This is a genomic window from Marichromatium sp. PS1 (genome assembly GCF_041155115.1).
GTDB classification, from domain to species: domain Bacteria; phylum Pseudomonadota; class Gammaproteobacteria; order Chromatiales; family Chromatiaceae; genus Marichromatium; species Marichromatium gracile.
This window is the reverse complement of the sequence record NZ_BAAFHB010000002.1, coordinates 116,818-140,879: the sequence shown is the minus strand read 5'-3', so window position 1 is coordinate 140,879 and position 24,062 is coordinate 116,818. Positions and strand designations below refer to the sequence as shown.

The window sequence follows — 24,062 nt, the reverse complement described above, 5'->3', positions numbered from 1 at the left end:
GGGCGATCAGTGCAGGGTGGTGATCGAGGCCAGCGAGAAGGCCGGGATGGTGGCCTCGAAGCGGGTGCCGGCGGCGTCGATCATGCCGTAGCTGCCGTGCATGCTGCCGAGCGGGGTGGGGAGTACGGTGCCGCTGGTGTACTCGTAGCGCTCGCCGGGTTCGAGTCGCGGCTGTTCGCCGACCACGCCCTGGCCGCGGACCTCCTGCGCGTTGCCGTCGGCATCGGTGATGATCCAGTGCCGGTCGAGCAGTTGTGCCGCCTCGTCACCGAGGTTCTCGATGACGATGGTATAGGCGAACACATAGTGCCCTTCATCGGGCGATGAGCGCTCGGGCAGATAACGGCTGTTGGCGGAGATTTTGATTGCGGGTTCGGACACTGGGATCTCCCTAGCAGACAAGCCTGTCTTGGGTACGTGATAATAGTTGCACGGGCGCACGGAGCAATCCGGATCGATTTGGGTTGCCGATTACCATTCCAATAATTTCATGATCTTCTAAACTTTTACTCACAGTTTACTGGAAATGATCCCCGGTATGTCCCTCAACGCCAAACGCCGTCGCCGGAAGCCCGATCTGTTCTCGATCCTCCTGGTCGCCGTCACCATCGGGATGTCCGTGACGCTCGCGTATCAGGTCAATCTCTATCACGGCTCGGGTGAGTTGCCGCTCGCCAAGCAGACGCCGCCAGCCGACAGTGTCGGCGGTTGACCGGGGCCTCCCGCGGGACGCCCCGGTGAACCGGCCACCCGACCCCTTCCAGTCAGGTCTCGTTCGATGTCCTCTTCCTCCCAATCCAGACTCCGCGTCGCCGTCATCGGCGTCGGTTATCTCGGGCGCTTCCATGCGCTGATCTACTCCCGTCACCCCGAGGTCGACTTGGTCGGCGTGGTCGATGCCGACCCGGCGCGCGCGCGCGCCATCGCCGATGAGGCCGGCTGCGCCGTGTTCGCCGACGCCGCGGCGCTGATCGCGCACGGGGTCGACGCGGTCAGCGTGGTGGTGCCGACCACCGCGCACCTCGAGGCGGCCGCCCCCTTCCTCTCGCGCGGTATCCACGTACTGCTGGAGAAGCCGATCGCCACCACCGCCGAGGAGGGGCGCGAGCTGGTGCGCCTGGCCGAGGAGAACGGCGCGACCCTGCAGATCGGTCATGTCGAGCGTTTCAACGCCGGGGTGATGGCGCTCGCCCAGCGTATCGAGGCGCCGCGCTATATCGAGGCGCAGCGCATGGGCGGGTTCGTCGAGCGCGCCACCGATGTCGACGTGGTCTCCGATCTGATGATCCACGACATCGACATCATCCTCTCGCTGATCGGCGCCGAGATCAGCCACATCTCGGCGGTCGGCACCTCGGTGCTCACCGAGCACGTCGACATCGCCAACGCCCGGCTCGAGTTCACCAACGGCGCGGTGGCCAACGTCGTCGCCAGCCGCGTCTCGGAGCGCACCACGCGCCGCATCCGGGTGTTCCAGCCGCGTCGCTATCTCGCCCTCGACTTCATCGCCCAGACCATCGACATCGCCGCGCCGCACCAGGTCGAGGGCGAGCCGCGTCCGCGCATCGAGCGCGAGCGGGTGCAGGTCGAGGCGGTCAAGCCGCTCGACTGCGAGATCGCCGCCTTCGTCGAGACGGTGCGTGGCGGTGGCGCGCCGCTGGTCGACGGGCGCACCGGACTCAAGGCGCTCGAGGTCGCGCTCGAGGTGCGCGCCCGCATCGGCGCCTGAGCCGCGCCTCCCGGCGGTTCGGGTCGACCTCCAGCGGCAGCGCGACCAGCCTCCGCTAAGGAAGGCTGTAAGCCCGGGCGCGACGGTCGATGGGCATGCGGCCCCGGTGGCGTCCGCCACCGGGGCCGCTCTGCGTTGGTTTCGAGTCATGCGCCGCGGCGTGGTTCCGTGACGGGCCTCAGCCGGGGTTGGCGTGCACCTGCTCGGCCATCCGCTGCGCCAGCGCCAGCGCCTGTTCGAGACTGCCGAGATCGGCACGATCGGTACCGGCGAGATCGAGCGCGGTACCGTGATCGACCGAGGTGCGGATGATCGGCAAGCCCAGGGTGACATTGACCGCGCGTCCGAAGCCGAGGTGCTTGAGCACCGGCAGCCCCTGGTCGTGATACATCGCCACCACCGCGTCGCTCGCGGCGATGCGCTCGGGGACGAAGGCGGTGTCGGCCGGCAGCGGGCCGATCAGCTCCATCCCCGAGTCGCGCAGTCGCGCCAGCGCCGGCTCGATCACCTCGATCTCCTCGCGTCCCAGATAGCCGCCCTCGCCGGCGTGCGGGTTGAGTCCGCACACCAGGATGCGGGGTCGGGCGATGCCGAAACGCTCGCGCAGGTCGCGCCCGAGCAGTTCCAGGGTCAGCTCGACGCGCTCGCGGGTGATCGCCGCCGGGACCGCGGCGAGCGGCAGATGGGTGGTGACCAGCGCCACCCGCAGCTCGTCGGTGGCGAGCATCATCACCGGGTGGGCGCGGCAGCGCTCGGCGAGGAACTCGGTGTGCCCGGTGAAGGGGAGGCCGGCGTCGTTGATCACCCCCTTGTGCACCGGGCCGGTGACCAGGGCGTCGAAGCCGCCGTCGCGACAGCCGTCGCAGGCCCAGGCGAGGGTCTCGAGCACATAGTCGGCGTTGGTCGGGTCGAGCTGGCCGGGGGTGACCGGGGCGCGCAGCGTCACCGGCATCACCCGGATGGCGCCCGCCGGGGTCGGCGTCGGCGGTTGGTCGGGCTCAAAGGGCAGGGTCTCGAGTTCGAGCCCGATGGCGCGGGCGCGGGCGCGCAACAGGTGCGGGTCGGCGATCGCCACCAGCTCGGCGGATTGTGGGACCTGGGCGAGCCGGGCCACCAGGTCGGGGCCGATCCCTGCCGGTTCGCCGGGGGTGATCGCCAGTCGTCGCGGTGCTTGCATGCTGTCTTCGGGGCCTCTCTGGCTGAGGATGGAATGGCCGCCCATCGCCTGGCGGCGCTGCCTGCGAAGCAGTGTAACGCCGATGCTTGCGTGATCGGCATGATGTGGTGGGTGCTGATGCGCCCTGAACGGGCTGTCGGACGACGACCGGGTAATGACGGAGGGATGACGGTTCAATCGCTTTTCGGTGCATTATCTGCTATAACCGGCGCGGTTTTACACCCCCCAACGACCGATGGACTGAGGAGTTCAGATGTCAGCTAATGCGTTGATTCCTTTATTGTTCGGGGCGGGTGGCCTATGGGTTGCCTACTCCATCTACAAGCTGGTCCTGCAGTATCCCGAGGGCGAAGACAAGATCAAGAAGATCGCCGATGAGATCCATCTCGGCGCCATGGTCTTCATGCGTCGCGAGCTGGTCATGCTCGCCGTCTTCTGTGCCGTGGTATTGGTGCTGCTCTATTTCTTCCTTGGCTGGAAGACCGCGCTGGCCTTCGTGATTGGTGCCGGCGCCTCGGCCGCAGCCGGGTATCTCGGCATGTTCTCGGCCACCAAGTCGAACGTGCGTACCACCGCCGCGGCCCACAAGGATGGCGCAGCCTCTGCATTGACCGTCGCCTTCTTCGGTGGTTCCGTGATGGGGCTGCTGGTCGCCTCGCTCGGTCTGCTCGGTCTGGGCTTCCTCTATCTGCTCTTCGGTGGTGATCCGGAGAGCTCGCACGCCATCCACGGCTTCGGTGTCGGTGCCTCCTCGGTGGCGCTCTTCTATCGTGTCGGTGGCGGCATCTTCACCAAGAGCGCCGACGTCGGCGCCGATCTGGTCGGCAAGGTCGAGGCCGGCATCCCCGAGGACGATCCGCGCAACCCCGGCGTGATCGCCGATAACGTCGGCGACAACGTCGGCGACGTCGCCGGCATGGGCTCGGACATCTTCGAGTCCTACTGTGGCGCGCAGATCGCCACCATCGCCATCGCCGCGACCCTGACCGCGGCCTCGCTCGACGTGCTGGGCGATCAGTCCTCGCTGATGTTCCTGCCGCTGGCGCTGGCCTCGGTCGGTCTGCTGTGCTCGATCGCCGGTATCTTCCTGGTCAAGCAGGTCTCGGCGAAGCAGCCGGCCACCGCGCTGCGTATCGGCACCACCGCCTCGAGCCTGCTGTTCATGGCCGCCTCCTTCCTGCTGGTGATGATGATGGATGTCTCCAATGGCATCTGGTGGTCGGTGCTCGCCGGTGCCGCCGGTGGCATGGTGATCGGTCTGGTCACCGAGTACTACACCTCGTCCACGCCGGTGCGTCGCATCGCCGAGTCCGGTGAGACCGGTACCGCCACGGTGATGATCTCGGGGCTGGCCGTGGGCATGCAGTCGGTGGTCATCCCGGTGCTGACCATTGCGCTGATCATCTTCGTCTCCAGCCACCTCGCCGGTCTCTACGGCGTCGGCATCGCCGCCGTGGGCATGCTCGCCACCGTCGGTATCACCATGGCGATCGACGCCTATGGTCCGGTCGCCGACAACGCCGGCGGCATCGCCGAGATGGGCGGCCTGGGCGCCGAGACCCGTGGCATCACCGACTCGCTCGACGAGCTCGGCAACACCACCGCGGCCATCGGCAAGGGCTTCGCCATCGGTGCTGCGGCACTCGCGGCGCTGACCATCATCGCCGCCTATATCGCCACGCTGCACCATCACCTGCCCGACTTCGAGCTCAGCCTCGGTGATCCCACTGTGCTGATGGGCATGCTGATCGGCGGTGCGGTGCCCTTCCTGATCGCCTCGATCACCATGACCGCCGTCGGTGACGCGGCCTTCGAGATGATCAACGAGATCCGTCGCCAGTTCCGCGAGATCCCCGGCCTGCTCCAGGGCGAGGCCCAGCCCGATACCGCGCGCTGTGTCGACATCGCCACCACCGCGGCGCTGAAGAAGATGATCCTCCCCGGGGTGATCGCCGTGGCTGCGCCCGCGCTGGTCGGTTTCGGCATCGGTCCCGAGGCGCTCGGCGGCATGCTCGGCGGCGCCCTGCTCAGCGGCGTGCTGCTGGCGCTGACCATGGCCAACTCCGGTGGTGCCTGGGATAACGCCAAGAAGTATGTCGAGAAGGGGAACCTCGGCGGCAAGGGTTCGACCGTGCACGCGGCCACCGTGGTCGGTGACACCGTCGGCGACCCCTTCAAGGACACCTCGGGTCCGTCGATGAACATCCTCATCAACGTGATGGCGATCGTCAGCCTGACCATCGCGCCGCTGCTCGGTTGATCGGCTGATCTCCGCGGGGCCCTCTGGTCCCGCGGGCGGCAGGGATGCCGCGATGCGCGTACCAACGCCCCCGCTCCGTCGGGGGCGTTGGCGTTTTGGACGATGGTTGAGTATCGATATTTTTAGATGGGTCGTATCGGGATTATCACTTTGCATAGATGATCCCCGGCGTTTCTCATAGCGGCGACGCAATCAGCCGGGGTGAGGCATGCGACTGTTCAACGAGATCCGTCTCGACAACCTGCGCGGCGACCTCTTCGGCGGGGTGACCGCTGCGGTCATCGCCCTGCCGATGGCGCTCGCCTTCGGTGTCGCCACCGGTGCCGGGCCCGCCGCCGGGCTCTATGGCGCGGTGCTGGTCGGACTCTTCGCCGCCCTGTTCGGCGCCACCCCCACCCTGATCTCCGAGCCCACCGGTCCGATGACGGTGGTGATGACCGCGGTCATCGCCAGTCTGATCGCGCTCGACCCCGAGCAGGGCATGGCGATGGCCTTCACCGTGGTGATGCTCGCCGGGGTGTTCCAGATCCTCTTCGGCCTGCTGCGGCTGGGCAAGTACGTCACCCTGATGCCCTATACCGTGGTCTCCGGGTTCATGACCGGGATCGGGTTGATCCTCATCGTGCTGCAGATCGGTCCCTTCCTCGGTCAGGCGGCCCCGGGCGGCGGGGTGCTCGGCACCCTCGGCGAGCTGCCGGCGCTGATCGCCGGGATCGAGCCGGCCGAGACCCTGCTCGCGCTCGCTACCCTGGCGCTGATCCTGTTCTTCCCCAGACGCTGGCGCCGGGTGCTGCCGCCGCAGCTGCTGGCCCTGGTGCTCGGCACCCTGGCCTCGCTGTGGTTGCTCGGTGACGGCGAGATCCGCCGCATCGGCGAGATCCCCAGCGGGTTGCCGGAGCTGCAGCTGCCGGTGTTCAGCGCCGAGCAGTGGCGGCGCATGCTCACCGATGCCCTGGTGCTCGCCGCGCTCGGCAGCATCGACGCCCTGCTCACCTCGGTGATCGCCGAGAGCATGACCCGCAAGCCGTGCAGCGCCGACAAGGAGCTGGTCGGGCAGGGGCTCGGCAACCTCGCCTCCGGGCTGTGCGGCGGCATCCCCGGCGCCGGCGCCACCATGGGCACCGTGGTCAACATCCAGACCGGGGCGCGCAGCGCGCTCTCGGGGATCGCCCGCGCGCTGATCCTGCTGGTGGTGGTGCTCTGGGCCGGTGGGCTGACCGCGCAGATCCCGCTCGCGGTGCTCGCCGGGATCGCGATGAAGGTCGGGCTCGATATCGTCGACTGGTCCTTCCTGCGCCGCGCCCACCGGGTCTCGTTCAAGGCCGCCGCGATCATGTACGCGGTGATCGGGTTGACCGTGTTCGTCGATCTGGTGACCGCGGTGGCGCTGGGCATGTTCGTCGCCAACCTGCTCACCATCGACCGGCTCAGTCGGCTGCAGAGCCGCGAGGTGCGGGCGATCCAGCACCCCGACGACCCCGCCGCGACGATTCGTCTCAGCGACGACGAGCAGGCGCTGCTCGAGCGCGGCGGTGGACGGGTGCTGCTGTTCACCCTCGGCGGCCCGTTGATCTTCGGTCTGGCCAAGGCGATCTCGCGCCAGCACGCGGTGCTCGAGGACCACGACGTGCTGATCCTCGACGTCACCGAGGTGCCGCTGCTCGGGGTGTCCTCGTCGCTGGCGCTGGAGCGGCTGGTGCTCGAGGATCTCGAGCAGGGACGCACGGTGATCCTCGCCGGGGCGCGGGGCGAGGTGAGCGCGCGGCTCGAGCAGCTCGGACTGCTCGCGCGCCTGCCCGCCAAGCACCTGGTGGCCGACCGGGCCGGTGCGCTGGCGCTCGCCGAGCGCCTGCTCGAGAGCCGCGCCGCGGCCTGAGCGCGCTCATCGACCCCGATCGATGGTCGGTGACGTCGATTCGAATTTCCGAGTCTTTTGGTTGGATACCATCTTGGAGAGCAGACGGCCCGCCCCGGGCCGTGCCCGCCACCCCCAGCGAGGTCCAGCCATGTCACACCCCGCCGCATCGCGCGCTGCCGACCAGCCCCCCGCCGAGGCTCGCATGCTCGCCGGTCTCGGCGCCTGTCTGAACCCATCCTGCGTGGTTCGTATCGAGCATGCCGCCGACCCCGATCCGCGCCGCCCCTGCTGGTCGTGCTGGGGCGAGCCGCGCGGCTACGACGGTGATCTCGAAGGGTTGCTCGGCGCCATCGACGCCTGTCGCGCCCGTCATCCCGGCGATCAGGTCCGGCTGCGCATCGACGACCTGCGCTGGCACAGCGCCCTCGCCCTGGTGGTCCATCGTCCGCGTCCCCTCATCCCCGCCTGATTCCTGCCGTTCATCGGATCCTCCCGGGGCCGCGCACCGGCCCCGCGTGAACGACCATCGGGGTCATTCGCGCGCATTCCGCTTCATTCCTCATCGCATTCATTAAATGGGCGTCATCGTCGATGAGTTCATCGACGATGGTCTATCGATAGCATTTTCTATATCGATTGGTAATGAATGATCGATCTATCTATCGTTGCGCCCGAACGCGGCCGAATTCATTGAATGGAGTAAATCATGAGCACCAAGACCTACGACGCGGGCGTCAAGGATTACGCGCTCACCTATTGGACCCCGGACTATGTCCCGCTCGACTCCGACCTGCTGGCCTGTTTCAAGGTGACGCCACAGGCCAATGTCCCGCGCGAGGAGGCGGCCGCCGCGGTCGCCGCCGAGTCCTCGACCGGCACCTGGACCACGGTGTGGTCCGATCTCCTCACCGATCTCGACTATTACAAGGGCCGCGCCTATCGCATCGAGGACGTGCCCGGCGACAAGGAGAGCTTCTATGCCTTCGTCGCCTACCCCATCGATCTGTTCGAGGAGGGCTCGATCGTCAACGTGCTCACCTCGCTGGTCGGCAACGTCTTCGGCTTCAAGGCGGTGCGTCACCTGCGTCTCGAGGACATCCGCTTCCCGCTGCACTACGTCAAGACCTGCGGCGGACCGCCCAATGGCATCCAGGTCGAGCGCGACCGCATGGACAAGTACGGTCGTCCCTTCCTCGGCGCCACCGTCAAGCCCAAGCTCGGGCTCTCGGCGAAGAACTACGGCCGCGCCGTCTACGAGATGCTGCGCGGCGGGCTCGACTTCACCAAGGACGACGAGAACGTCAACTCCCAACCCTTCATGCGCTGGCAGAACCGCTTCGAGTTCGTCATGGAGGCGGTGCGCAAGGCCCAGGAGGAGACCGGCGAGCGCAAGGGCCACTATCTCAACGTCACCGCGCCGACCTGCGAGGAGATGTTCAAGCGCGCCGAGTTCGCCAAGGAGCTGGGCGCGCCGATCATCATGCACGACTTCCTCACCGGCGGTTTCACCGCCAACACCAGCCTCGCCAACTGGTGTCGCGACAACGGCATGCTGCTGCACATCCATCGCGCCATGCACGCGGTGATCGACCGTCATCCCAAGCACGGCATCCACTTCCGCGTGCTCGCCAAGTGTCTGCGCCTCTCCGGTGGCGATCATCTGCACACCGGCACCGTGGTCGGCAAGCTCGAGGGCGACCGGCGCTCGACGCTCGGCTTCGTCGACGCCATCCGCGAGTCCTTCGTCCCCGAGGATCGCTCGCGCGGGCTGTTCTTCGACCAGGACTGGGGCGGCATGCCGGGGCTGCTGGCGGTGGCCTCGGGCGGTATCCACGTCTGGCACATCCCGGCGCTGGTGGCGATCTTCGGTGACGACGCCGTGCTCCAGTTCGGTGGCGGCACCCAGGGTCACCCCTGGGGCAACGCCGCCGGCGCGGCGGCCAACCGGGTGGCCACCGAGGCCTGCATCAAGGCGCGCAACGAGGGCGTCGAGGTCGAGCAGCATGCCCGCGAGATCCTCACCGAGGCGGCCCGTCACAGCCCCGAGCTGGCCGCGGCGATGGAGACCTGGAAGGAGATCAAGTTCGAGTTCGACACCGTCGACAAGCTCGACGCGGCCTGAACCGTGCGTTAGCCAAACAGACAACGCGGAGTGCATCACACCATGAGCGACCATCTGATCATCGGCGATCACGCCACCGTCGGCCGTCACGAGACCTTCTCCTACCTGCCGCCGCTCAGCCGCGAGGAGATCGTCGAACAGATCCTCTTCATCCTTGACAACGGCTGGAACGCCTCGATCGAGCACGAGCACCCCAGCCGCGCCTTCGAGTACTACTGGCCGATGTGGAAGCTGCCCTTCTTCGGCGTCCAGGACCCCGAGCAGCTGCTCACCGAGATCGAGGCCTGTCGGCGCAGCTATCCCGACCACCATGTCCGTCTGGTCGGCTACGACACCTTCGCCCAGACCAAGGGACACGCCTTCCTGGTGCATCGCGCATCCTGAACCGAGGCAGCCGCGCCGGCGGCGAGGCGACCATCCGCGAGCGAGGAGTGACATGGCAGAGCCAACACGCGAGAACAGCTTGAACGGGCGTGCCGCGGCGATCGCGCGTCGTCGTGCCCAGGCCAGCGGTGGCAAGCGTGCCGCCTCGGGAGGTGCGCCAGCGCCGGCGCCCGCCGCGCCACCGGTCAGCGCGCCACTGCCGCGCAACGGCGAGCGCGTCGCGCCGGCGGCCGGTCGGCGCGAGGCGATGGCACGGCGTCAGCGCATCGCCGAGTCGGGTGGTCGCGCGCTGCCGGCGTCACGCTCGCGCTCCGCTGCGCGGACCGAGCCCCGCGCCGCGGCCCAGACGCGACGGCGCGCCCAGCGCCCGGAGTCGGCATCCACTGAGGGTGCGTCGACGGCGGGGGCGGGGCGCACGCGAGGTGAGTCCCCGTCGCCGCGTCGCGTCGCGCGTCCCGGCAGTCCGCCGCGTCGGGCACGAGCGCGTGCCGCGAGCACGGCCCGGGAAGGGACGCATCCGGCCGGGCGCGTGCTGGCGATGGCCAGGCGCGCGGCGGTGTCGGGTCGCGGCAAGGCGGGGCTGGAGGCGATCGGCGGGCGCTCGCGCGATGCCGCCACCACCACCCTGATGCGGCGTGCCGGTGCCAGCTCACGCGAGATCGCCCGGCGGGTGCGCGAGCAGCGCTGCGAGCACGGCAAGGGCGGCGAGTCCTGTCCGCGCCCGACCGGTCGCACCCGGCGTCAGGGTAGCGCGCGCGCCGAGGGTGCGAGCGGTCGCGGCGAGACCAGCGAGACGGCGCGCGGCCTGCCGGTCAGCGGTACCCGGCTCGGGCGTGCCGCGCGCACCACGGGCGACGAGGCCGGGGTCTGTCGTACCGTCACCGGGACCGAGTACTTCGGCGCCGAGCTGTTCCAGGAGTTCTGCGGCCAGCGCCCCGAACCGCCGTCCCCCCTGCCGGTCGTCAGCACCCCGGCGGGACAGCGGTTCACCGGCGCACGGGTGGGCCGCGGCGAGCGGGTCACCGGCGACGAGCGCGGCGCCGGGCGCAGCCTCACCGGTACCCCCTATACCGAGCCCGGCCCCGAGGGCGCGCCGCCCAAGGTCGCACATGACACCACGCTCGCCCAGCGCCCGATCACCGGGACCTTGCTGGGACGCGGCGCGCGCACCACGGGTGACGAGGCCGGTGCCTGCCGACGGATCACCGGCGACGAATATCTCGGCAGCGGACACTTCCGCCAGCACTGTGAGCAGGTGCCCGCGCCCGAGGGTGGCGTCAAGATCGGCGTCACCCCGACCTGGAGCGGTCAGCGCCTCAGCGGCACCCAGGTCGGCAGCGCCGCGCGCGTCACCGGCGATGCCGCCGGGCGCTGCGAGACGGTCACCGGCAGCGATTATCTCGGTCCCCTGCATTATCAGCAGCACTGCGAGCCCGAGGCGTTGGCGGCACAGGCCGCGCGGCGTCCCGAGTCGCGTCCCGGCGGCGCCGATCTCACCGGCATCCAGCCCGGCATCGCCGGGCCGAGTACCGGTCAGCGGCGCGGGCGCTGTCAGTCGATCACCGGGACCCCCTATGTCGGTGAATCGGCCCTGGCGGCGGTCTGTGATCCGGCGGCGCGCGCGCCGACCGAGGACGACACGCCGGTCGAGTTCGGCGAGGACTTCCCGCAGCCGCTCGGCGGCGGTCACTGGCAGGGGGTGGTGTTCTCGCGCCCCGAGGCCACCCCGCGCGCCACGCCCCGGGTGACCGGCGCCAGCGCGGGTGGCTCGGCGCGGATCACCGGTCCCTTCGGTCTGAGCAGCGGGGTGGTGACCGGCACCGAGGAGTTCCGTGCGCGCCGCCCGAGCGGCGCCGAACAGCCGGCCCCGGGGTTGATCCCCGCTCCGGTGGCGACACCCGAAGCAGCGGTGCGCGCCCGCGTCACCGGCGAGGGGCGCGATGGTGGTACCCGTATCACCGGCGATGACTGGGGGCGAGGCGAGCGCGTCACCGGCACCGAGGGCAGCTCGGCGAGCGCGCGCAACCCGACCCGGCGTGGCGGACCGATGGGGCCCTTCGCCGGTGCCCGGGCGCTGCGTGGTCAGCGCCAGCCCGAGGAGGCGCCGCCGCTGCAGGTCACCGGCGCCAGTGGCGGCAGCGATCGCGGTGCCCTGGTGACCGTCTCCGGCGGGGCGCGGGGCTGAGGTGGCGACCATGGCGGCCATTCGCACCAGCCCCCGGCCCAGCCGCACCGCGCGGCGCCGCGCCCCGCTGTGGCGCGCCGCGCCGCCGCGCCAGCCGCTGACGAGCGCCACCCCGGTGAGCGCCGTCTCGGTCGCGGCGGGGCCGGCGCTGCCCTCCCAGGGCGGCGACAAGCGCCGCCTCGGTGACTACGAGCGTCGGGTGCGCCAGGCCTTCGCGGCCATCGAGTCGGCGTTGCGTCAGATCGCGGCATTGCCCCAGGACGCCGGGTTCGTGCGCCGCGCTCAGCACGAGGCACGCAGCCGGCTGGGCTTCGAGCTGCCGGTCTCGGTGCTCGAGCGCGCCTGGATCGGCGGGCTCGACATGCGCGCGCTCTTCGCTCATGCCAGCTTCGCCACGGTGCGTGCGCTCAGCGACGACTACTTCCTCAACGATCCGCTGGGGATGGGTGCGCGCGCCGTCGAGTTCGAGCGCTTCCTGCTCGAGTGCGGTTTCCACGCGATGAGTCTGACCCCCTGTTCGGACGGTCGGCTGGCGCACGTCATCGGCTACGTGTTGCGCCTGCCGATGGGGGTGGTGCGGCGCAAGGCCCATGCCGGGGCGCTGTTCGACGTCGAGGAGGCGGTGCGCCGCTGGACCGAGACCGAGCTGCGCCGTCATCGCGAGGGTGTGCCCAACACCGCCGAGGCGCCCACTCGCTATCTCAAGGTGGTCGCCTATCACTACAGCAGTCGCGACCCGGCGCACCAAGGGTGTGCCGCGCACGGCAGCGACGATGCGCGCGCCGCCGCCGCGGGGTTGGCGCAGTTGCGCGCCTTTCGCGAGGCGATCGAGAACAGCTATTGCTGCGGCGCCTCGATCGACATCCTGCTGATCGGCATCGACACCGACACCGACCGCATCCGCGTCCATCTGACCGATGCCGCCGGCGAGCCGGCGCTCGAGCGCCATCTCGACAGCGGGCCGCTGCATGCCGAGACCCGGGGGCTGGGGGCGCAGGCCGTGCGCGATCACATCCGCGCCGCGGTGGCCGCCGCCGGTGGCGCCAGTCCGCCGGCCGAGGGCATGCAGCGTCTGGTCGCGCGGTTGATCGAGCACAACCTGGAGCAGCTCGACTACGTCCGCGCCGAGCACGGCGGCCAGTATCCAGACGCCGGGCACCAGGAGCGTTTCATCGGCGTCGGCGGTGATCTCGCCGAGGTGCAGCTGCGCAACCTCACCTTCTTCGCCTTCATGCGCACCCTGGAGGAGGGCGCGGCCGACCTCGACATCGGCATCGACATCTTCCGTCGGCTCAACCTCGAGCGCGGGCTGCCGATCCCGGTGGTGGTGCGCTTCGACTATCCGGGGCGGGTGCCCGGGGCGCGCGCGCGCGCGGCGGAGCGCTGCGCGCGGGTCGTCGAGGCGATCACGCGACGCTACCCCGAGCTGGTCGCGCAGGGGTTGCTGCACACCTGGTCGACGGTGCGCGACAGCGATCACGGTGGCCGCATCGAGAGCGTCGGCGGCTCCTTGAGCGAGTGGGAGGGACTATGAAGATCTGTCAGGTCGAGCGCCCGCTGGTCGCCACCAACCGCATCCCCGGGCTCGAACACCGTCACCTCCAGGTGGTGCGCGACGGCAAGAGCCAGCTGGTGGCGGTCGATGCGGTCGGCTGTACCCCGGGCGACTGGGTGATCTGTGTCGGCAGCTCGGCGGCGCGCGAGGCGGCCGGTCACAAGGACTATCCGAGCGATCTGACCATCGTCGGCATCATCGACTACTGGGAGGAGGGCTGAACATGGAGATCATGCAGGTGGAGCGCTCGCTGGTCTGCAGCCGGCGCATCCCCGGGCTGGAATCGGTGTCGCTGCGGGTGCTGCGCGGCGCGCGCGGCGCCCGCGCGGTGGCCGTCGACACCCTGGGTGCGCGACCCGGCAACTGGGTGTTCACCATCTCCGGGTCGGCGGCGCGCCTCGCCGTGGGCAAGTCGATCCTCACCGATCTGAGCATCGGCGGGATCATCGATCACTGGGAGAGGGACGCCGCGCGTCCCGATCCTCGTTCGCAGCGTTCATGTTGAGACAGAGGAGTCTGAGACCATGGCCGAAGAGCACTACGGAATCGCCCTGGGGATGATCGAGACGCGCGGGCTGGTGCCCGCGATCGAGGCGGCCGACGCCATGACCAAGGCCGCCGAGGTGCGGCTGATCGGTCGCGAGTTCGTCGGCGGCGGCTATGTCACCGTGCTGGTGCGCGGCGAGACCGGGGCGGTCAACGCCGCGGTGCGCGCCGGGGCCGACGCCTGCGAGCGGGTCGGCGACGGGCTGGTGGCGGCGCACATCATCGCCCGCCCGCACCGCGAGGTCGAGCCGGTGCTGCCGACCGGGAAGCCCGATTCGCAGCAGAGCGCTTGAGCCTTTGAGTAACCAGTAACGAGGAGTCGACAACCATGGCCAGTGAAACCTTCGGTATTGCCCTGGGGATGATCGAGACGCGCGGGCTGGTGCCCGCGATCGAGGCGGCCGACGCCATGACCAAGGCCGCCGAGGTGCGGCTGATCGGTCGCGAGTTCGTCGGCGGCGGCTATGTCACCGTGCTGGTGCGCGGCGAGACCGGGGCGGTCAACGCCGCGGTGCGCGCCGGGGCCGACGCCTGCGAGCGGGTCGGCGACGGGCTGGTGGCGGCGCACATCATCGCCCGTCCGCACCGCGAGGTCGAGCCGGTGCTGCCGGAGCGTCCCGCCGAGGGTGGCCGCTGAGCACGGGCGGTCGCGCCACGGCGAGCGCCGTGGGCGCGATCACCGGGAGGAGCGAGACGATGAGGCTGGATCCGCGTGTGCTCGGCTATCTCGGTCGGGCGCTGAGTCATGAGTACGGGGCGGTGCAGCAGTATCTCACCCACGCCGGGCTGGCCGCGGCCTGGGGGCTGGAGGCCGGTGCCGCACGTCTGCGCGCCGAGGCGCGCGAGGAGCTCGATCACGTCGAGCGGTTGACCGCACGGCTGCTCGATCTCGGCGCCATGCCCGGGGCCTCGCGGTTGCGCCCGGTGCGGGCGGGGACGTCGCTGCAGGCGCTGCTCGAGGCCGATCGCGCGCTCGAGGCCGAGGCGCTGGCGCTCTATCGCGAGGCGGCCGAACACAGCGCCCGTGTCGGCGATACGGTCAGCGCCGAGCTGTTTGCGGCCCTGTACGAGGAGGAGCGGGCGCACGCCCGTGCGCTCGCCGAGTGGATCGACGACCTGCGCGCCGCCCCGGCGGCGCCCCGGCTTGGAGGGATTGACGCATGAACCAGAGCGATTGGCGTGAACGCAACCGTCCGGCGCGGCTCGAACGGCGACTGAGCTTCGCCGACTACGACCACACCCGCGACTTCCTCGAGGACATGGCCGGGGTCAGCGAGCGACTCGGGTATTATCCCGACATCAGCTTCGGTCGCACCCATGTCAGCATCACCATCCATGCCGAGGACGGCGCCGAGTGCGTCGACCCGGCGCGCCGCGCGCTCGCCGGCGAGGTCGATGCGCTGTTCGCGCGCAGCCAGGGGGCGTCGTCATGAGTGCCGAGACACCGTCGACCGAGGGCGACCAGCCGCCGCTCCCCGAGCCGCCGAGCGCGACCCCGCCACCGCGCAAGCCGCGCCGCAAGCGCCCGGGCGCGCCGCGCGCCGGGTCGCCCGCGCCCGCGCCGCGGCTGCCGCGACGCCGGGTCTGGCCGGACTGATCCGAGCCGTCGCCAGGATGCGCGGCCCGGCATCCATCCGTCAGCGCAGCCACCGGGGTGCCCCATGTTCGATCCCATGCTCAACCTCGTCCGTCATGTCAGCCTGCGTCAGTTGCAGGTGTTCGAGGCCATCGCCCGGCTCAAGAGCTTCACCAAGGCCGCCGACGAGCTCTATCTCACCCAGCCGACGGTCTCCACCCAGATCAAGCGGTTGAGCGATGCCATCGGGTTGCCGCTGTTCGAGCAGATCGGCCGCCAGGTCCATCTCACCGAGGCCGGTCGCGAGCTGGAGGTGGCGGTCAAGGAGATGTTCGGCACCCTCGACCGCTTCGAGATGAAGGTCGCCGATCTCAAGGGGCTCAAGCGCGGCTATCTGCGTCTGTGCGTGATCAGCACCGCCAAGTATTTCGCCCCCGAGGTGCTCGGACGCTTCTGCCAGCAGCACGCCGGGGTCGACGTCTCGCTCAAGGTCACCAATCGCGATCGGGTGTTCGAGCGCTTGCTCGCCAACAAGGACGATCTCTATATCCTCGGCCAGACCCCGGATCGCGAGATCGACCTGTGCTCGCGGGTGTTCGCGCCCAATCCGCTCTATGTGGTCGCCCATCGCGACCACCCGCTGGCGCGCGAGCGCGCCATCCCGCTGGCGCGGATCGCCGAGGAGCACCTGATCATGCGCGAGCCCGGCTCGGGCATCCGCGACGTGGTGCTGCAGACCTTCGAGCGCGCCGGGTTGCGTCCGCACGTGCGCATGGAGCTCGGCAGCAACGAGGCGATCAAGCATGCCATCTACGGCAAGCTCGGACTGTCGATTTTGTCGCTCCACACCCTGACCCAGGAAGGTGCGCGCTCGCAGCTCGCGCTGCTCGATGTCGAGGGTTTTCCGCTGCAGCGCCAGTGGCATGTCGCCCATGCCAAGGGCAAGGAGCTGTCGGTGGTGACCAGCGCCTTCATCGAGTTCCTCGACGCCGAGAGCGAGCAGCTCATCCGCCAACTCGACAAGACCCGTGCGCGATTGAGCCGCTGGGACGCCGCCGCCTAGCGCTCCCTCGTTCGGGTGCTCAGCGCGCCGGGGCGGTCAGTCGTTCGAGCAGCTCGAAGTCGATCGCCCCGCGCGCGGGGTCTCCCCGGTCACGCTCGAAGGCGCGGATCGCCGCGCGGGTACGTGGCCCGATCAGCCCGTCGACCGGCCCCGGATCGAATCCCAGCGCGACCAGCCAGCGCTGCACCCGGCGCACCAGGGCGTTGCTCAGCTCGGGCGCGTCGAGTGTGCTGCCCTCGCTGTCGCAGCGGGGCAGTCGTAACAAGTCCTCGGCGTCGTCGGGGGCGGCGAGCAGGAAGGGGCGCGCCGGGTCGCAGGCGCTCGCTCCCGGCGTCGATCCCGGCTCGACCCGCGGCGTGGCCTCCGCCTCCTGTATGGACTCGATCTGCGGCGAGGGGTCATCCGGCGTGCTCTCGACCTCCGGCATGGCCTCGATCTCCGAGGTGGCCTCGATCTCCGAGGTGGATTCGATCTCCGAGGTGGATTCGATCTCCGAGGTGGATTCGATCTCCGAGGTGGATTCGATCTCCGAGGTGGATTCGATCTCCGAGGTGGATTCGATCTCCGAGGTGGATTCGATCAGGGGGTCAGACTCCATGGGCCTGGCCGCGATCTCGACCGGCGCGCGCCACAGTGCGCCGATCAACAGCAGCAGCAGGGTCAGCCACAGCGCCCCGGCGACCGGCCAGCGGCGTAGTGCGTGCTCGCCGTCGGCGACCGCCGGACCGAGGGTGAGTCCCTCCCCGATGCGCGCGACGAGAGGGCGGGTCAGTGCCAGCCAGACCCTCGCCAGTCGCTGCCAGGCGTGGCTGACGGCATGCCACGGGGGGCCGAGCAGCGCCAGCAGGTCGCCGGGCGGGACCCGCCCGGCGAGACGGCGCAAGGGGCCGGGCCAGCGCCAGACCGCTAGCGCCAGCGTCCCCCCGGCGCCGACCAGGAGGGCGTCCTTGAGTTCGGGGGGCGCCGGTACGAGCAGCGGGAACAGCATCACCAGCGCGACCAGCCCGCCCCAACTCGCCAGCGCCCGGCCCTGAGCGGGGTGGGGGCGCGCATCGATCCCGGCCACCAACCACAGCAGCCGCGCCATCAGCAGGGTGGTCACCACCACCGAGGCGCTCACCAGGGTGAGGATCCACGGCCAGCGCGCGTGTTCGAGCAACGGCGCCACCGCCGCCTTGGCCGCGGCCCCGCTGGTCAGCGGCGCGCCGGCCATCGCCAGCGCCAGCAGCGCCATGCCGGCGAGGATCAGTGGCTGCGCCGGCGCGCCCGCCTTGCGCAGCCCCACCCCGAGGAAGAGGCCGCCCTTGACCAGGGCATGGTGGACGACATAGAGCGCCAGTGCGCCCACCCCGACCTCGGCCAGCGTCGGCTCGGCGAGCATCGCTCCGAGCAGCGCCGCCAGCAGCCCCATCTTGGCGATGCTCGAGTAGGCCAGCACCGTCTTCGCCTCGGTCTGCATCAGTCCGATCGGCAAGGCCAGCGCCAGGGTCAGCAGCCCGATGCCGGTCAGCAGCTCGCCCCAACCGGGCAGGGCGATCACGCCCACCGGGAGATAGCGCAGCCAGCCGAGCAGCGCGACCTTGATCATGGTCGCGCTCAACACCGCGCTGGCCGCCGCCGGCGCCGCCGGGTGGGCGAGCGGCAGCCACAGGTGCAGCGGCATCAGCCCGGCCTTGACCGCGAGCCCGGCGAGCAGCAGTCCGATGGCCGCAGGTCCGAGCGTGGCGAGCTGTTGCGGCGCCGGGGCGAGCGTCCCGCTCTCGCTGGCGATCAGCACCAGGGCCGCGAACAGGGTGACCTCGCCGAGCAACGCCATCGCCAGATAGACCCGCCCGGCACGCAGCGCGCGCGCGTTGCCCTCGTGGATCACCAGTCCGTAGGCGGCCAGCCCCATGATCGCGAAGCCGGCATAGAAGCTCGCCAGATCCTGGCCGACGATCAGCCACAGGTTGCCGGCCATGGCGAGCAGAAAGAGTGCGCGGAAGCGCCCGGCAGCGGGACCGAGACCGGCGCTGCCGGCATGGATCCCGGCGACCAGCCACAGCAGCGCGGTGAACAGCAGATAGGTGCGTCCCAGTGGATCGAGTCCGAGCTGGGTGCCGAGCAGCAGCCAGGGCAGCTCGATACGGGTGCCGAGCGGCACCACGAGCGTTGCGCCGAGCGCCGGCAGGGGGCCGAGCGCGGCGAGCCAGCGGCCATGGCGCGTGCTGGATGCGAAGGGGGCCAGCAGCAGCGGCCAGATCCAGGCGGCGAGCAGTAGCCAGGCGCTCATCGATCATACTCCCGGCGCGCGATCAGCTCGGCCCACTCCAGCGGGCTGAAGGGTGCGGCGGCGAACAGACCGGCGAGCAGACAGAGGGTTGCGGTGATCAGCGGCGGCCACAGCAGCGCCGCGCGGGTCTCGAGACGGCGCCGCTCGATCCGCTCCTCCGGCCAGTGTTCGGGTGGGGGGCGGAACCAGGCGCGATAGAGGATCGGCAGGAAGTAGGCGGCGTTGAGCAGGCCGCTGGCGGCGAGCACCGCCAGCACCCAGTCGGCGCCGCCGTCGATCGCGCCGAGCCCGAGATACCACTTGCTGACGAAGCCGGCCAGCGGCGGGATGCCGATCATGCCCAGCGCGCCGGCGCTGAAGGCCAGCGTCGTCCAGGGCATGCGCCGTCCGACCCCGTCCATCTGGCTGACCCGGTGGATGCCGAGGGTCTCGGCATAGTTGCCGGCGCAGAAGAACAGGGTGATCTTCATGATCCCCTGGTGGACCAGATGGACCAGCCCGCCGACGGTGGCGATCGGACCGAAGATCGAGGTGCCGAGGGCGATGTAGGAGACCTGGCTGACGGTGGAATAGGCCAGCCGGCTCTTGAGTCCGTCCTGGACCAGGGCGCGCAGCGAACCGTAGAGGATGGTGACGGAGGCCAGCGCGCCGAGCAGCGCGAGCAGCCCGAGCGCGTCGGCCAGCCCCACGCCGTAGACGTCATAGACCACGCGGACGATACCGAAGGCGCCGGCCTTGACCACCGCCACCGCGTGCAGCAGCGCGCTCACCGGCGCCGGGGCCACCATCGACTGCGGCAGCCAGCCGTGCAGCGGCACCAGCGCGGCCTTGACCCCGAGCCCGGCGAGCAGCAGCACGAAGATCACCTGGAACTGACCGTGCAGCGTCGCCGGCAGATCGCCGAGGATGCCGCCCTGGACGAAGTCGAGCGGCCCGGCGAGGGTCTGCAGCCAGACCGCGCCGAGCAGCAGCAGGGCGCCGCCGCCGACGGTGTAGTAGAGATAGATGCGCGCCCCGCGGGTCGCCTCCGGGGTGCCGCGATGGGCCACCAGCGGATAGGTCGCGAGGGTGAGGATCTCGTAGCAGATGACGAAGGTGAGCAGGTTGCCCGCCAGGGCGATGCCGACGGTGGCCGAGACGCAGAGACTGAAGAAGCCGAAGAAGCGGCTGCGGTTGGGGGTGCGCTCGAGATAGCCGATGGCATAGATGGTGGTCACCAGCCAGAGCACCGAGGAGAGGGTGACGAAGAGCACCGAGAGCGCATCGGCGGCGAACACCAGATCGAGTCCGGGGGCGAGGCTGATACGGCTCTCGTAGTCGTGCTCGTGATAGACCCCCCAGATCATCACCCCGACCAGCGCCAGCTTGGTCAGGGCGCCGGCCATGTTGAGACTGGTGCGCAGCAGATGGCTGTCCTCGCGCACCAGGAAGATCGCCGCCCCGGGCACCAGCGAGGAGCAGACGATCAGCAGCGGCAGCAGGGTGTCGAGCGCGCTGCTCATCGGTCGATCTCCACCGGCTCGAGCAGCCCCCACAGCGCGCCGGTCGCCAGCCCCAAGCCGGCCACCGCGAGCAACGCCAGCACCAGTCCCGGCAGCTCTGCGCGCACCTGGGTGACGAAGTGCAGCGGCGTGGGTTCCTGGTTGAAGGCGCGCGCCAGCACCCGGAACACATAGGCCGCGGCGAGCAGGGTGCCGGCGAGCACCGGCAGGATCCACCACCACTGGCCCTGATCGATGGCCGCCTCCAGGAGCAGCCACTTGCCGATGAAGCTGCCGCTCGGCGGCAGCCCGATCAGCGCCACCCCGGCCAGTCCGAGGGTGAAGGTGGTCGCCGGCAGTCGCTGCGCGGTGCCGCCGAGGGCATCGATGCGATCATGCCCGGCGAGCTGCTGGACCTGACCGGCGGCGAGGAAGAAGGCGGCCTTGGCGAACCCGTGGGTGAGCGCCATCAGCAGCAGGGCGCCGAGCAGGGCGGTGCGCTCGGGGCCTGGGTCGAGCCCCTGGATCAGGGGGACGAAGAGGAACAGATAACCGATCTGGGCGACCGTGGAGTGGGCCGCGAGCAGCTTCAGCCGCTCGGCGCGCAGCGCCCGCCACGACCCCCAGATCACGCCGCAGGCGCCGAGCAGACCGAGCAGGGTGGCCGCGGCGGGTTGGGTCACCGCGGCGAAGGGGCCGAGCCAGAGCATCAGCAGCAGCCAGGCGGCGACCTTGCCGACCAGCGCCGAGAGCGCGGCGCTGACCGGCGCCGGGGCGTTGGCGTGAGTCGGCGGTAGCCAGAAGTGCAGCGGGAAGAGTGCGGCCTTGAGCGCCAGCCCCAGGCTCAGCAGCGCCAGCGCGGTGGCATCCACCAGCCCGGGGCCGAGCCGGGTGCCGAGCAGCGCGAGGTCGAGCTGACCGTGGGCGGCATAGATCAGCGCCACCCCGAGCAGATAGGTCATCGAGCCGAGCAGGCCGACGAGCAGATAGCGCAGGCTCGCGGTCAGCGCCGCGCGACCGCCGCCGAGCGCGGCGAGCGCCGCGCCGGAGAGCCCGAGGAGTTCCAGCCCGACATAGATGTTGAACAGATCGGCGGCGAGGAACAGGGCGTTGAGCGCGGCCCACAACAGCAGCCACAGCGGCCAGAACTGGCGCAACCGCTCGGGGTCGCGGAAATACCCTCCGGCATGGATGCTGATGGCCAGCGCGACCATCGCGGTCATCGCCAGCAGCGCGGCGACCGCGCCGTCGGCGGCGAGGGCGATGCCGAGCGGCGCCGACCAGCCGCCGAGGCTGGCGCGCAGCAGCCCCTGCTCCCACACCCCGACCACCAGCCAGAGCACGACCCCGCTGCTCGCCAGCGCCGCGATCAGTCCGAGCGCGCGGGCACGAGCGGGCGCGAGCGTGGTGGCCAGCGCGCCGAGCAGCGGCAGGCAGACCGCGAGCGGCAGGCTAGCGTTCATCCTCGGGCACGCCCCCCTGCTCATCGAGTCGTCGGCCGAAGACCAGGGCCAGCGCGGTGGCGCTCACCGCCACCACGATCCCGGTGAGTACCAGCGCGTGCGGCACCGGATCGGGGGGCGCGCCGTCGCGCTCGGCGAGCGCGATCAGCAGGTGGAAGACGCCGCTGCCCATGATGTTGATCGCGATCAGCTTGCGCAGCAGCGGCCTATGGACCAGGAAGGCCCAGAGCCCGAGCACGCAGAGCGCGACGCCGGCGCCGCCGTAGAGCAGTTGCGTGCTCATCGCCCCTCCCCCGGTGGCCGACCGCCGACATAGGCCGCGGCCAGGGTGGCGCCGATGGCCAGGGTGGCGGCGCCCTCGATGGCGAGGATCAGCCACTTCGACCAGTCCGTCGGATAATCGAGCAGGTCGCGACCGAGCGCGAGCAGCGTCAACCCGACCAGCAGGAAGGCGCCGACGCCGAGCACCGCGAGTAGCCGCTGGAGCGACTCGCCGGGCAGCCCGGCGCGAGGGTCGCCGGCGAGACGCAGCACCACCCCGGCGGCGCCGAGCAGGGCACCGCCCTGGAAGGCGCCGCCCGGCACCTGGCCGCCGGCCCAGAGCAGATAGCCGCCGGTGAGGATCAGCAGCGGCACCACCCAGGCGACCATCGCCCGCAGCGCCGAGCCGGCGCGCTGATAGGCCGGGGCCGGCGGGCCGAGCGACCAGATCCCGAGCAGCGCGGCGAGCAGCACCGCCAGCTCGAGCAGGGTGTCGTAGGCGCGGTAGTCGAGCAACACCGCGGTGACCGGGTTGCCGACCCCGGTGAGCGGCAGCGCGGCGAACGCCGCCTCGGCGAGTGCGGGCTCGGGCCGCGCGGCGAGCGCGGTGGCCAGCACCCATAGCAGCAGCCCGCCGAGTGCGGCGGCGAGCAGGGCGACGAGCAGGCGTGCCGGGCCGTTCATCCCTCCCCCCCGGTCCGTTGCCGACGGCGTGCCGCGCGCCGCGCCGCGGCGAGCATCAGCGCGCCGCCGAGTCCGGCGCCGATCGCCGCCTCGGCGAGCGCCACGTCGGGCGCGCCGAGCCGCGCCCAGACCAGCGCCAGCCACAGCCCGAAGGCGATGAACAGCATCACCGCGCGGCGCGGCTCGACGCTGGTCAGGGCGGCCACGGCCAGGGTCAGCAGGGTGGCGATCAGCACCAGGTCGAACAGCAATAGGGTCATTGCAGGTCCTCGCCGTCGCCGCGCAGCGCGCGCTTGGCGACCAGATGGGCGCCGGTGGCGCCGGCGAGCAGCACCAGCAGCCAGATCAGTACCAGCTTGAGCCCCTGCCAGGGCGACTCGACCCAGGGCAGCAGGCCGCAGATCAGCAGGCCGAGACCGAGGTTGTCGGCCTTGGTCAGGGCGTGCAGCCGGGTGAACAGGTCGGGCAGGCGCAGCAGCCCGATGCTGCCGGCGGCGAAGAACAGACAGCCGAGCGGCAGGGTGATCGCGGAGAAAAGGAACGCGGCGGTCATTCGGGTGGCTCCTGGAGCCGGCGGCGGGTGAGCGCGGCGGCGGCCACCGCGGCGAGCAGCGCGAAGATCAGCGCGACGTCGATCAGCGCCGGCTGCTCGATGGCGACGGCGAGCAGCAGGAGTACGCCGATCCCGCTGGTGCCGAGCAGTTGCACGCCCATCATCCGGTCGGCGGCGCCGGGGCCGCGCAGCACCTGGATCAGGCCGAGCGACATGCTGGCGAGCAGGGCCAGGGCGGCGAGCAGCGCGAGCGTCCTCATCCGTGACCCTCGCGCGCGAACAGCGCCGCGACCCGTTGCTCCAGCGCGATGAGCTCGGGGCGGACGTCGACTCCGGTGTCGATGGCGTGTACCCGCAGCCGTTGACCGTGCATGTCGGCCCCCAGGGTGCCGGGCAGCAGGCTCACGGTGTCGAGGAAGAGCACCCGTGCGGCGGGATCGGTGAGCCGGGAGTGGTAGTCGATGAAGCCTGGGGCGATGCGTGGTCGCGGCGCCAGCACCCGCAGTGCGACATCGAATCCGCCGCGCAGCGACTGGGCGACGAAGTAGGGGATGAAGGCCAGTAGCGCCAGCACCCGCGGTCGTCGTCGACGCGGGGGCGAGAGCGCAAGGCTGGCATGGGTGGCGAGCGCCACGCTCGGCAGACCGATCAGCCAGGACCAGGGGTCGGTCCCGGCGAGGATCAGCCAGAGCAGTGAGAACAGTGCGCCTCGGGCGAGGACGGTGGTCCAGTGGCGATGCACGATGGCTGGCATCCTTGTGCGTTGGGTTCTGGGCCTGGATATGTTCGGCGCTCCGCGCCGGTGATCCTCTTCACTGACCAGTGGGGCGCGCCCCGAGTTCCGTCCCGGGGCGCCTTGGCGGTTCGAACCAACTTCCAGCGATCAGCTTCCA

Annotated in this window: 28 protein-coding genes; 17 read left to right on the top strand and 11 right to left on the bottom strand. The window is 70.6% G+C overall.

Annotated features, from left to right (window positions below):
• Positions 1-6: 6 nt before the first annotated feature.
• Positions 7-381, bottom strand: coding sequence for a Co2+/Mg2+ efflux protein ApaG (apaG, locus tag ACAM26_RS01885; RefSeq protein ID WP_062272940.1), 375 nt, complete (start codon positions 379-381; stop codon positions 7-9).
• Between the two features lie 157 nt (positions 382-538).
• Between apaG and ACAM26_RS01880 the strand changes: the two genes are divergently transcribed.
• Together ACAM26_RS01880 and ACAM26_RS01875 are read left to right on the top strand one after the other, a co-directional pair.
• Positions 539-712: a hypothetical protein gene (locus ACAM26_RS01880; RefSeq protein WP_165913414.1), complete on the top strand. Its 174-nt coding sequence runs from the start codon at positions 539-541 to the stop codon at positions 710-712.
• Positions 713-778: 66 nt separating this feature from the next.
• Complete coding sequence (locus ACAM26_RS01875; RefSeq protein ID WP_132228445.1) at positions 779-1,729, top strand: Gfo/Idh/MocA family protein; 951 nt, start codon at positions 779-781, stop codon at positions 1,727-1,729.
• 178 nt (positions 1,730-1,907) lie between these two features.
• Here the strand turns inward: ACAM26_RS01875 and pdxA are convergent, their stop codons facing one another.
• Positions 1,908-2,906, bottom strand: a complete 999-nt coding sequence (pdxA, locus tag ACAM26_RS01870; RefSeq protein WP_165913415.1) for a 4-hydroxythreonine-4-phosphate dehydrogenase PdxA — start codon at positions 2,904-2,906, stop codon at positions 1,908-1,910.
• Between the two features lie 253 nt (positions 2,907-3,159).
• On the opposite strand from pdxA, the gene ACAM26_RS01865 reads away from it, so the two are divergent.
• The 15 genes from ACAM26_RS01865 (at position 3,160) to ACAM26_RS01795 (ending at position 16,455) form a co-directional block, all read left to right on the top strand.
• Positions 3,160-5,166: a sodium-translocating pyrophosphatase gene (locus ACAM26_RS01865; protein ID WP_123141579.1), complete on the top strand. Its 2,007-nt coding sequence runs from the start codon at positions 3,160-3,162 to the stop codon at positions 5,164-5,166.
• A gap of 208 nt (positions 5,167-5,374) precedes the next feature.
• A complete protein-coding gene (locus tag ACAM26_RS01860) occupies positions 5,375-7,042 on the top strand; it encodes a SulP family inorganic anion transporter (protein ID WP_369613022.1) in 1,668 nt (555 codons plus the stop codon).
• Between the two features lie 130 nt (positions 7,043-7,172).
• Entirely contained in the window at positions 7,173-7,493 is a 321-nt protein-coding gene (locus tag ACAM26_RS01855) for a ribulose bisphosphate carboxylase small subunit (protein WP_165913416.1), read from the top strand.
• A gap of 237 nt (positions 7,494-7,730) precedes the next feature.
• Positions 7,731-9,146, top strand: coding sequence for a form I ribulose bisphosphate carboxylase large subunit (locus tag ACAM26_RS01850; RefSeq protein WP_005222839.1), 1,416 nt, complete (start codon positions 7,731-7,733; stop codon positions 9,144-9,146).
• A 42-nt stretch (positions 9,147-9,188) separates the two neighbouring features.
• A complete protein-coding gene (locus tag ACAM26_RS01845) occupies positions 9,189-9,530 on the top strand; it encodes a ribulose bisphosphate carboxylase small subunit (RefSeq protein ID WP_005222837.1) in 342 nt (113 codons plus the stop codon).
• A 52-nt stretch (positions 9,531-9,582) separates the two neighbouring features.
• On the top strand, positions 9,583-11,715 hold the full coding sequence (locus tag ACAM26_RS01840) for a CsoS2 family carboxysome shell protein (protein ID WP_369613021.1): 2,133 nt from the start codon (positions 9,583-9,585) through the stop codon (positions 11,713-11,715).
• Between the two features lie 10 nt (positions 11,716-11,725).
• On the top strand, positions 11,726-13,249 hold the full coding sequence (locus ACAM26_RS01835; RefSeq protein ID WP_369613020.1) for a carboxysome shell carbonic anhydrase: 1,524 nt from the start codon (positions 11,726-11,728) through the stop codon (positions 13,247-13,249).
• Positions 13,246-13,491, top strand: coding sequence for a carboxysome peptide A (locus ACAM26_RS01830; protein WP_062272959.1), 246 nt, complete (start codon positions 13,246-13,248; stop codon positions 13,489-13,491). Before ACAM26_RS01835 ends, ACAM26_RS01830 begins: the two co-directional genes overlap by 4 nt.
• Positions 13,492-13,493: 2 nt before the next feature.
• A complete protein-coding gene (locus tag ACAM26_RS01825; protein ID WP_123141585.1) occupies positions 13,494-13,775 on the top strand; it encodes a carboxysome peptide B in 282 nt (93 codons plus the stop codon).
• 19 nt (positions 13,776-13,794) lie between these two features.
• Positions 13,795-14,109 (top strand): BMC domain-containing protein, encoded by a 315-nt coding sequence (locus ACAM26_RS01820; protein WP_123141586.1) that lies wholly within the window; start codon positions 13,795-13,797, stop codon positions 14,107-14,109.
• Positions 14,110-14,144: 35 nt separating this feature from the next.
• Complete coding sequence (locus ACAM26_RS01815; RefSeq protein WP_005222824.1) at positions 14,145-14,453, top strand: BMC domain-containing protein; 309 nt, start codon at positions 14,145-14,147, stop codon at positions 14,451-14,453.
• A 59-nt stretch (positions 14,454-14,512) separates the two neighbouring features.
• Positions 14,513-14,980: a bacterioferritin gene (locus ACAM26_RS01810; RefSeq protein WP_369613019.1), complete on the top strand. Its 468-nt coding sequence runs from the start codon at positions 14,513-14,515 to the stop codon at positions 14,978-14,980.
• Positions 14,977-15,249 carry a 4a-hydroxytetrahydrobiopterin dehydratase gene (locus ACAM26_RS01805; protein ID WP_062272966.1) on the top strand — a complete coding sequence of 91 codons (273 nt, stop codon included), beginning with the start codon at positions 14,977-14,979 and terminating at the stop codon, positions 15,247-15,249. The genes ACAM26_RS01810 and ACAM26_RS01805 overlap by 4 nt, the downstream gene beginning before the upstream one ends.
• Positions 15,246-15,413 (top strand): hypothetical protein, encoded by a 168-nt coding sequence (locus ACAM26_RS01800; protein WP_165913417.1) that lies wholly within the window; start codon positions 15,246-15,248, stop codon positions 15,411-15,413. Before ACAM26_RS01805 ends, ACAM26_RS01800 begins: the two co-directional genes overlap by 4 nt.
• A gap of 64 nt (positions 15,414-15,477) precedes the next feature.
• Positions 15,478-16,455 (top strand): LysR family transcriptional regulator, encoded by a 978-nt coding sequence (locus tag ACAM26_RS01795; protein ID WP_123141344.1) that lies wholly within the window; start codon positions 15,478-15,480, stop codon positions 16,453-16,455.
• 19 nt (positions 16,456-16,474) lie between these two features.
• Here ACAM26_RS01795 and ACAM26_RS01790 read toward each other — a convergent pair whose 3' ends face one another.
• Genes ACAM26_RS01790 through ACAM26_RS01750 form a run of 9 tightly spaced genes read right to left on the bottom strand, consistent with a single transcriptional unit; the run spans position 16,475 to position 23,911 of the window.
• Entirely contained in the window at positions 16,475-18,727 is a 2,253-nt protein-coding gene (locus ACAM26_RS01790; RefSeq protein ID WP_369613018.1) for a proton-conducting transporter membrane subunit, read from the bottom strand.
• The gene (locus ACAM26_RS01785) at positions 18,724-20,229 is read right to left on the bottom strand and encodes a complex I subunit 5 family protein (RefSeq protein WP_369613017.1); all 1,506 of its coding nucleotides are present in this window, start codon (positions 20,227-20,229) and stop codon (positions 18,724-18,726) included. Before ACAM26_RS01785 ends, ACAM26_RS01790 begins: the two co-directional genes overlap by 4 nt.
• Positions 20,226-21,671: a complex I subunit 5 family protein gene (locus tag ACAM26_RS01780; protein ID WP_369613016.1), complete on the bottom strand. Its 1,446-nt coding sequence runs from the start codon at positions 21,669-21,671 to the stop codon at positions 20,226-20,228. Before ACAM26_RS01780 ends, ACAM26_RS01785 begins: the two co-directional genes overlap by 4 nt.
• Complete coding sequence (locus tag ACAM26_RS01775) at positions 21,661-21,954, bottom strand: cation:proton antiporter subunit C (protein ID WP_123141340.1); 294 nt, start codon at positions 21,952-21,954, stop codon at positions 21,661-21,663. The genes ACAM26_RS01780 and ACAM26_RS01775 overlap by 11 nt, the downstream gene beginning before the upstream one ends.
• Entirely contained in the window at positions 21,951-22,616 is a 666-nt protein-coding gene (locus ACAM26_RS01770; protein ID WP_123143120.1) for an MnhB domain-containing protein, read from the bottom strand. The genes ACAM26_RS01775 and ACAM26_RS01770 overlap by 4 nt, the downstream gene beginning before the upstream one ends.
• Positions 22,613-22,876: a DUF4040 domain-containing protein gene (locus ACAM26_RS01765; protein WP_123141338.1), complete on the bottom strand. Its 264-nt coding sequence runs from the start codon at positions 22,874-22,876 to the stop codon at positions 22,613-22,615. Before ACAM26_RS01765 ends, ACAM26_RS01770 begins: the two co-directional genes overlap by 4 nt.
• Positions 22,873-23,169 (bottom strand): monovalent cation/H(+) antiporter subunit G, encoded by a 297-nt coding sequence (locus tag ACAM26_RS01760; protein ID WP_123141337.1) that lies wholly within the window; start codon positions 23,167-23,169, stop codon positions 22,873-22,875. Before ACAM26_RS01760 ends, ACAM26_RS01765 begins: the two co-directional genes overlap by 4 nt.
• A complete protein-coding gene (locus tag ACAM26_RS01755) occupies positions 23,166-23,429 on the bottom strand; it encodes a monovalent cation/H+ antiporter complex subunit F (protein ID WP_123141336.1) in 264 nt (87 codons plus the stop codon). The genes ACAM26_RS01760 and ACAM26_RS01755 overlap by 4 nt, the downstream gene beginning before the upstream one ends.
• Complete coding sequence (locus ACAM26_RS01750) at positions 23,426-23,911, bottom strand: Na+/H+ antiporter subunit E (protein WP_123143121.1); 486 nt, start codon at positions 23,909-23,911, stop codon at positions 23,426-23,428. Before ACAM26_RS01750 ends, ACAM26_RS01755 begins: the two co-directional genes overlap by 4 nt.
• Positions 23,912-24,062: the final 151 nt, after the last annotated feature.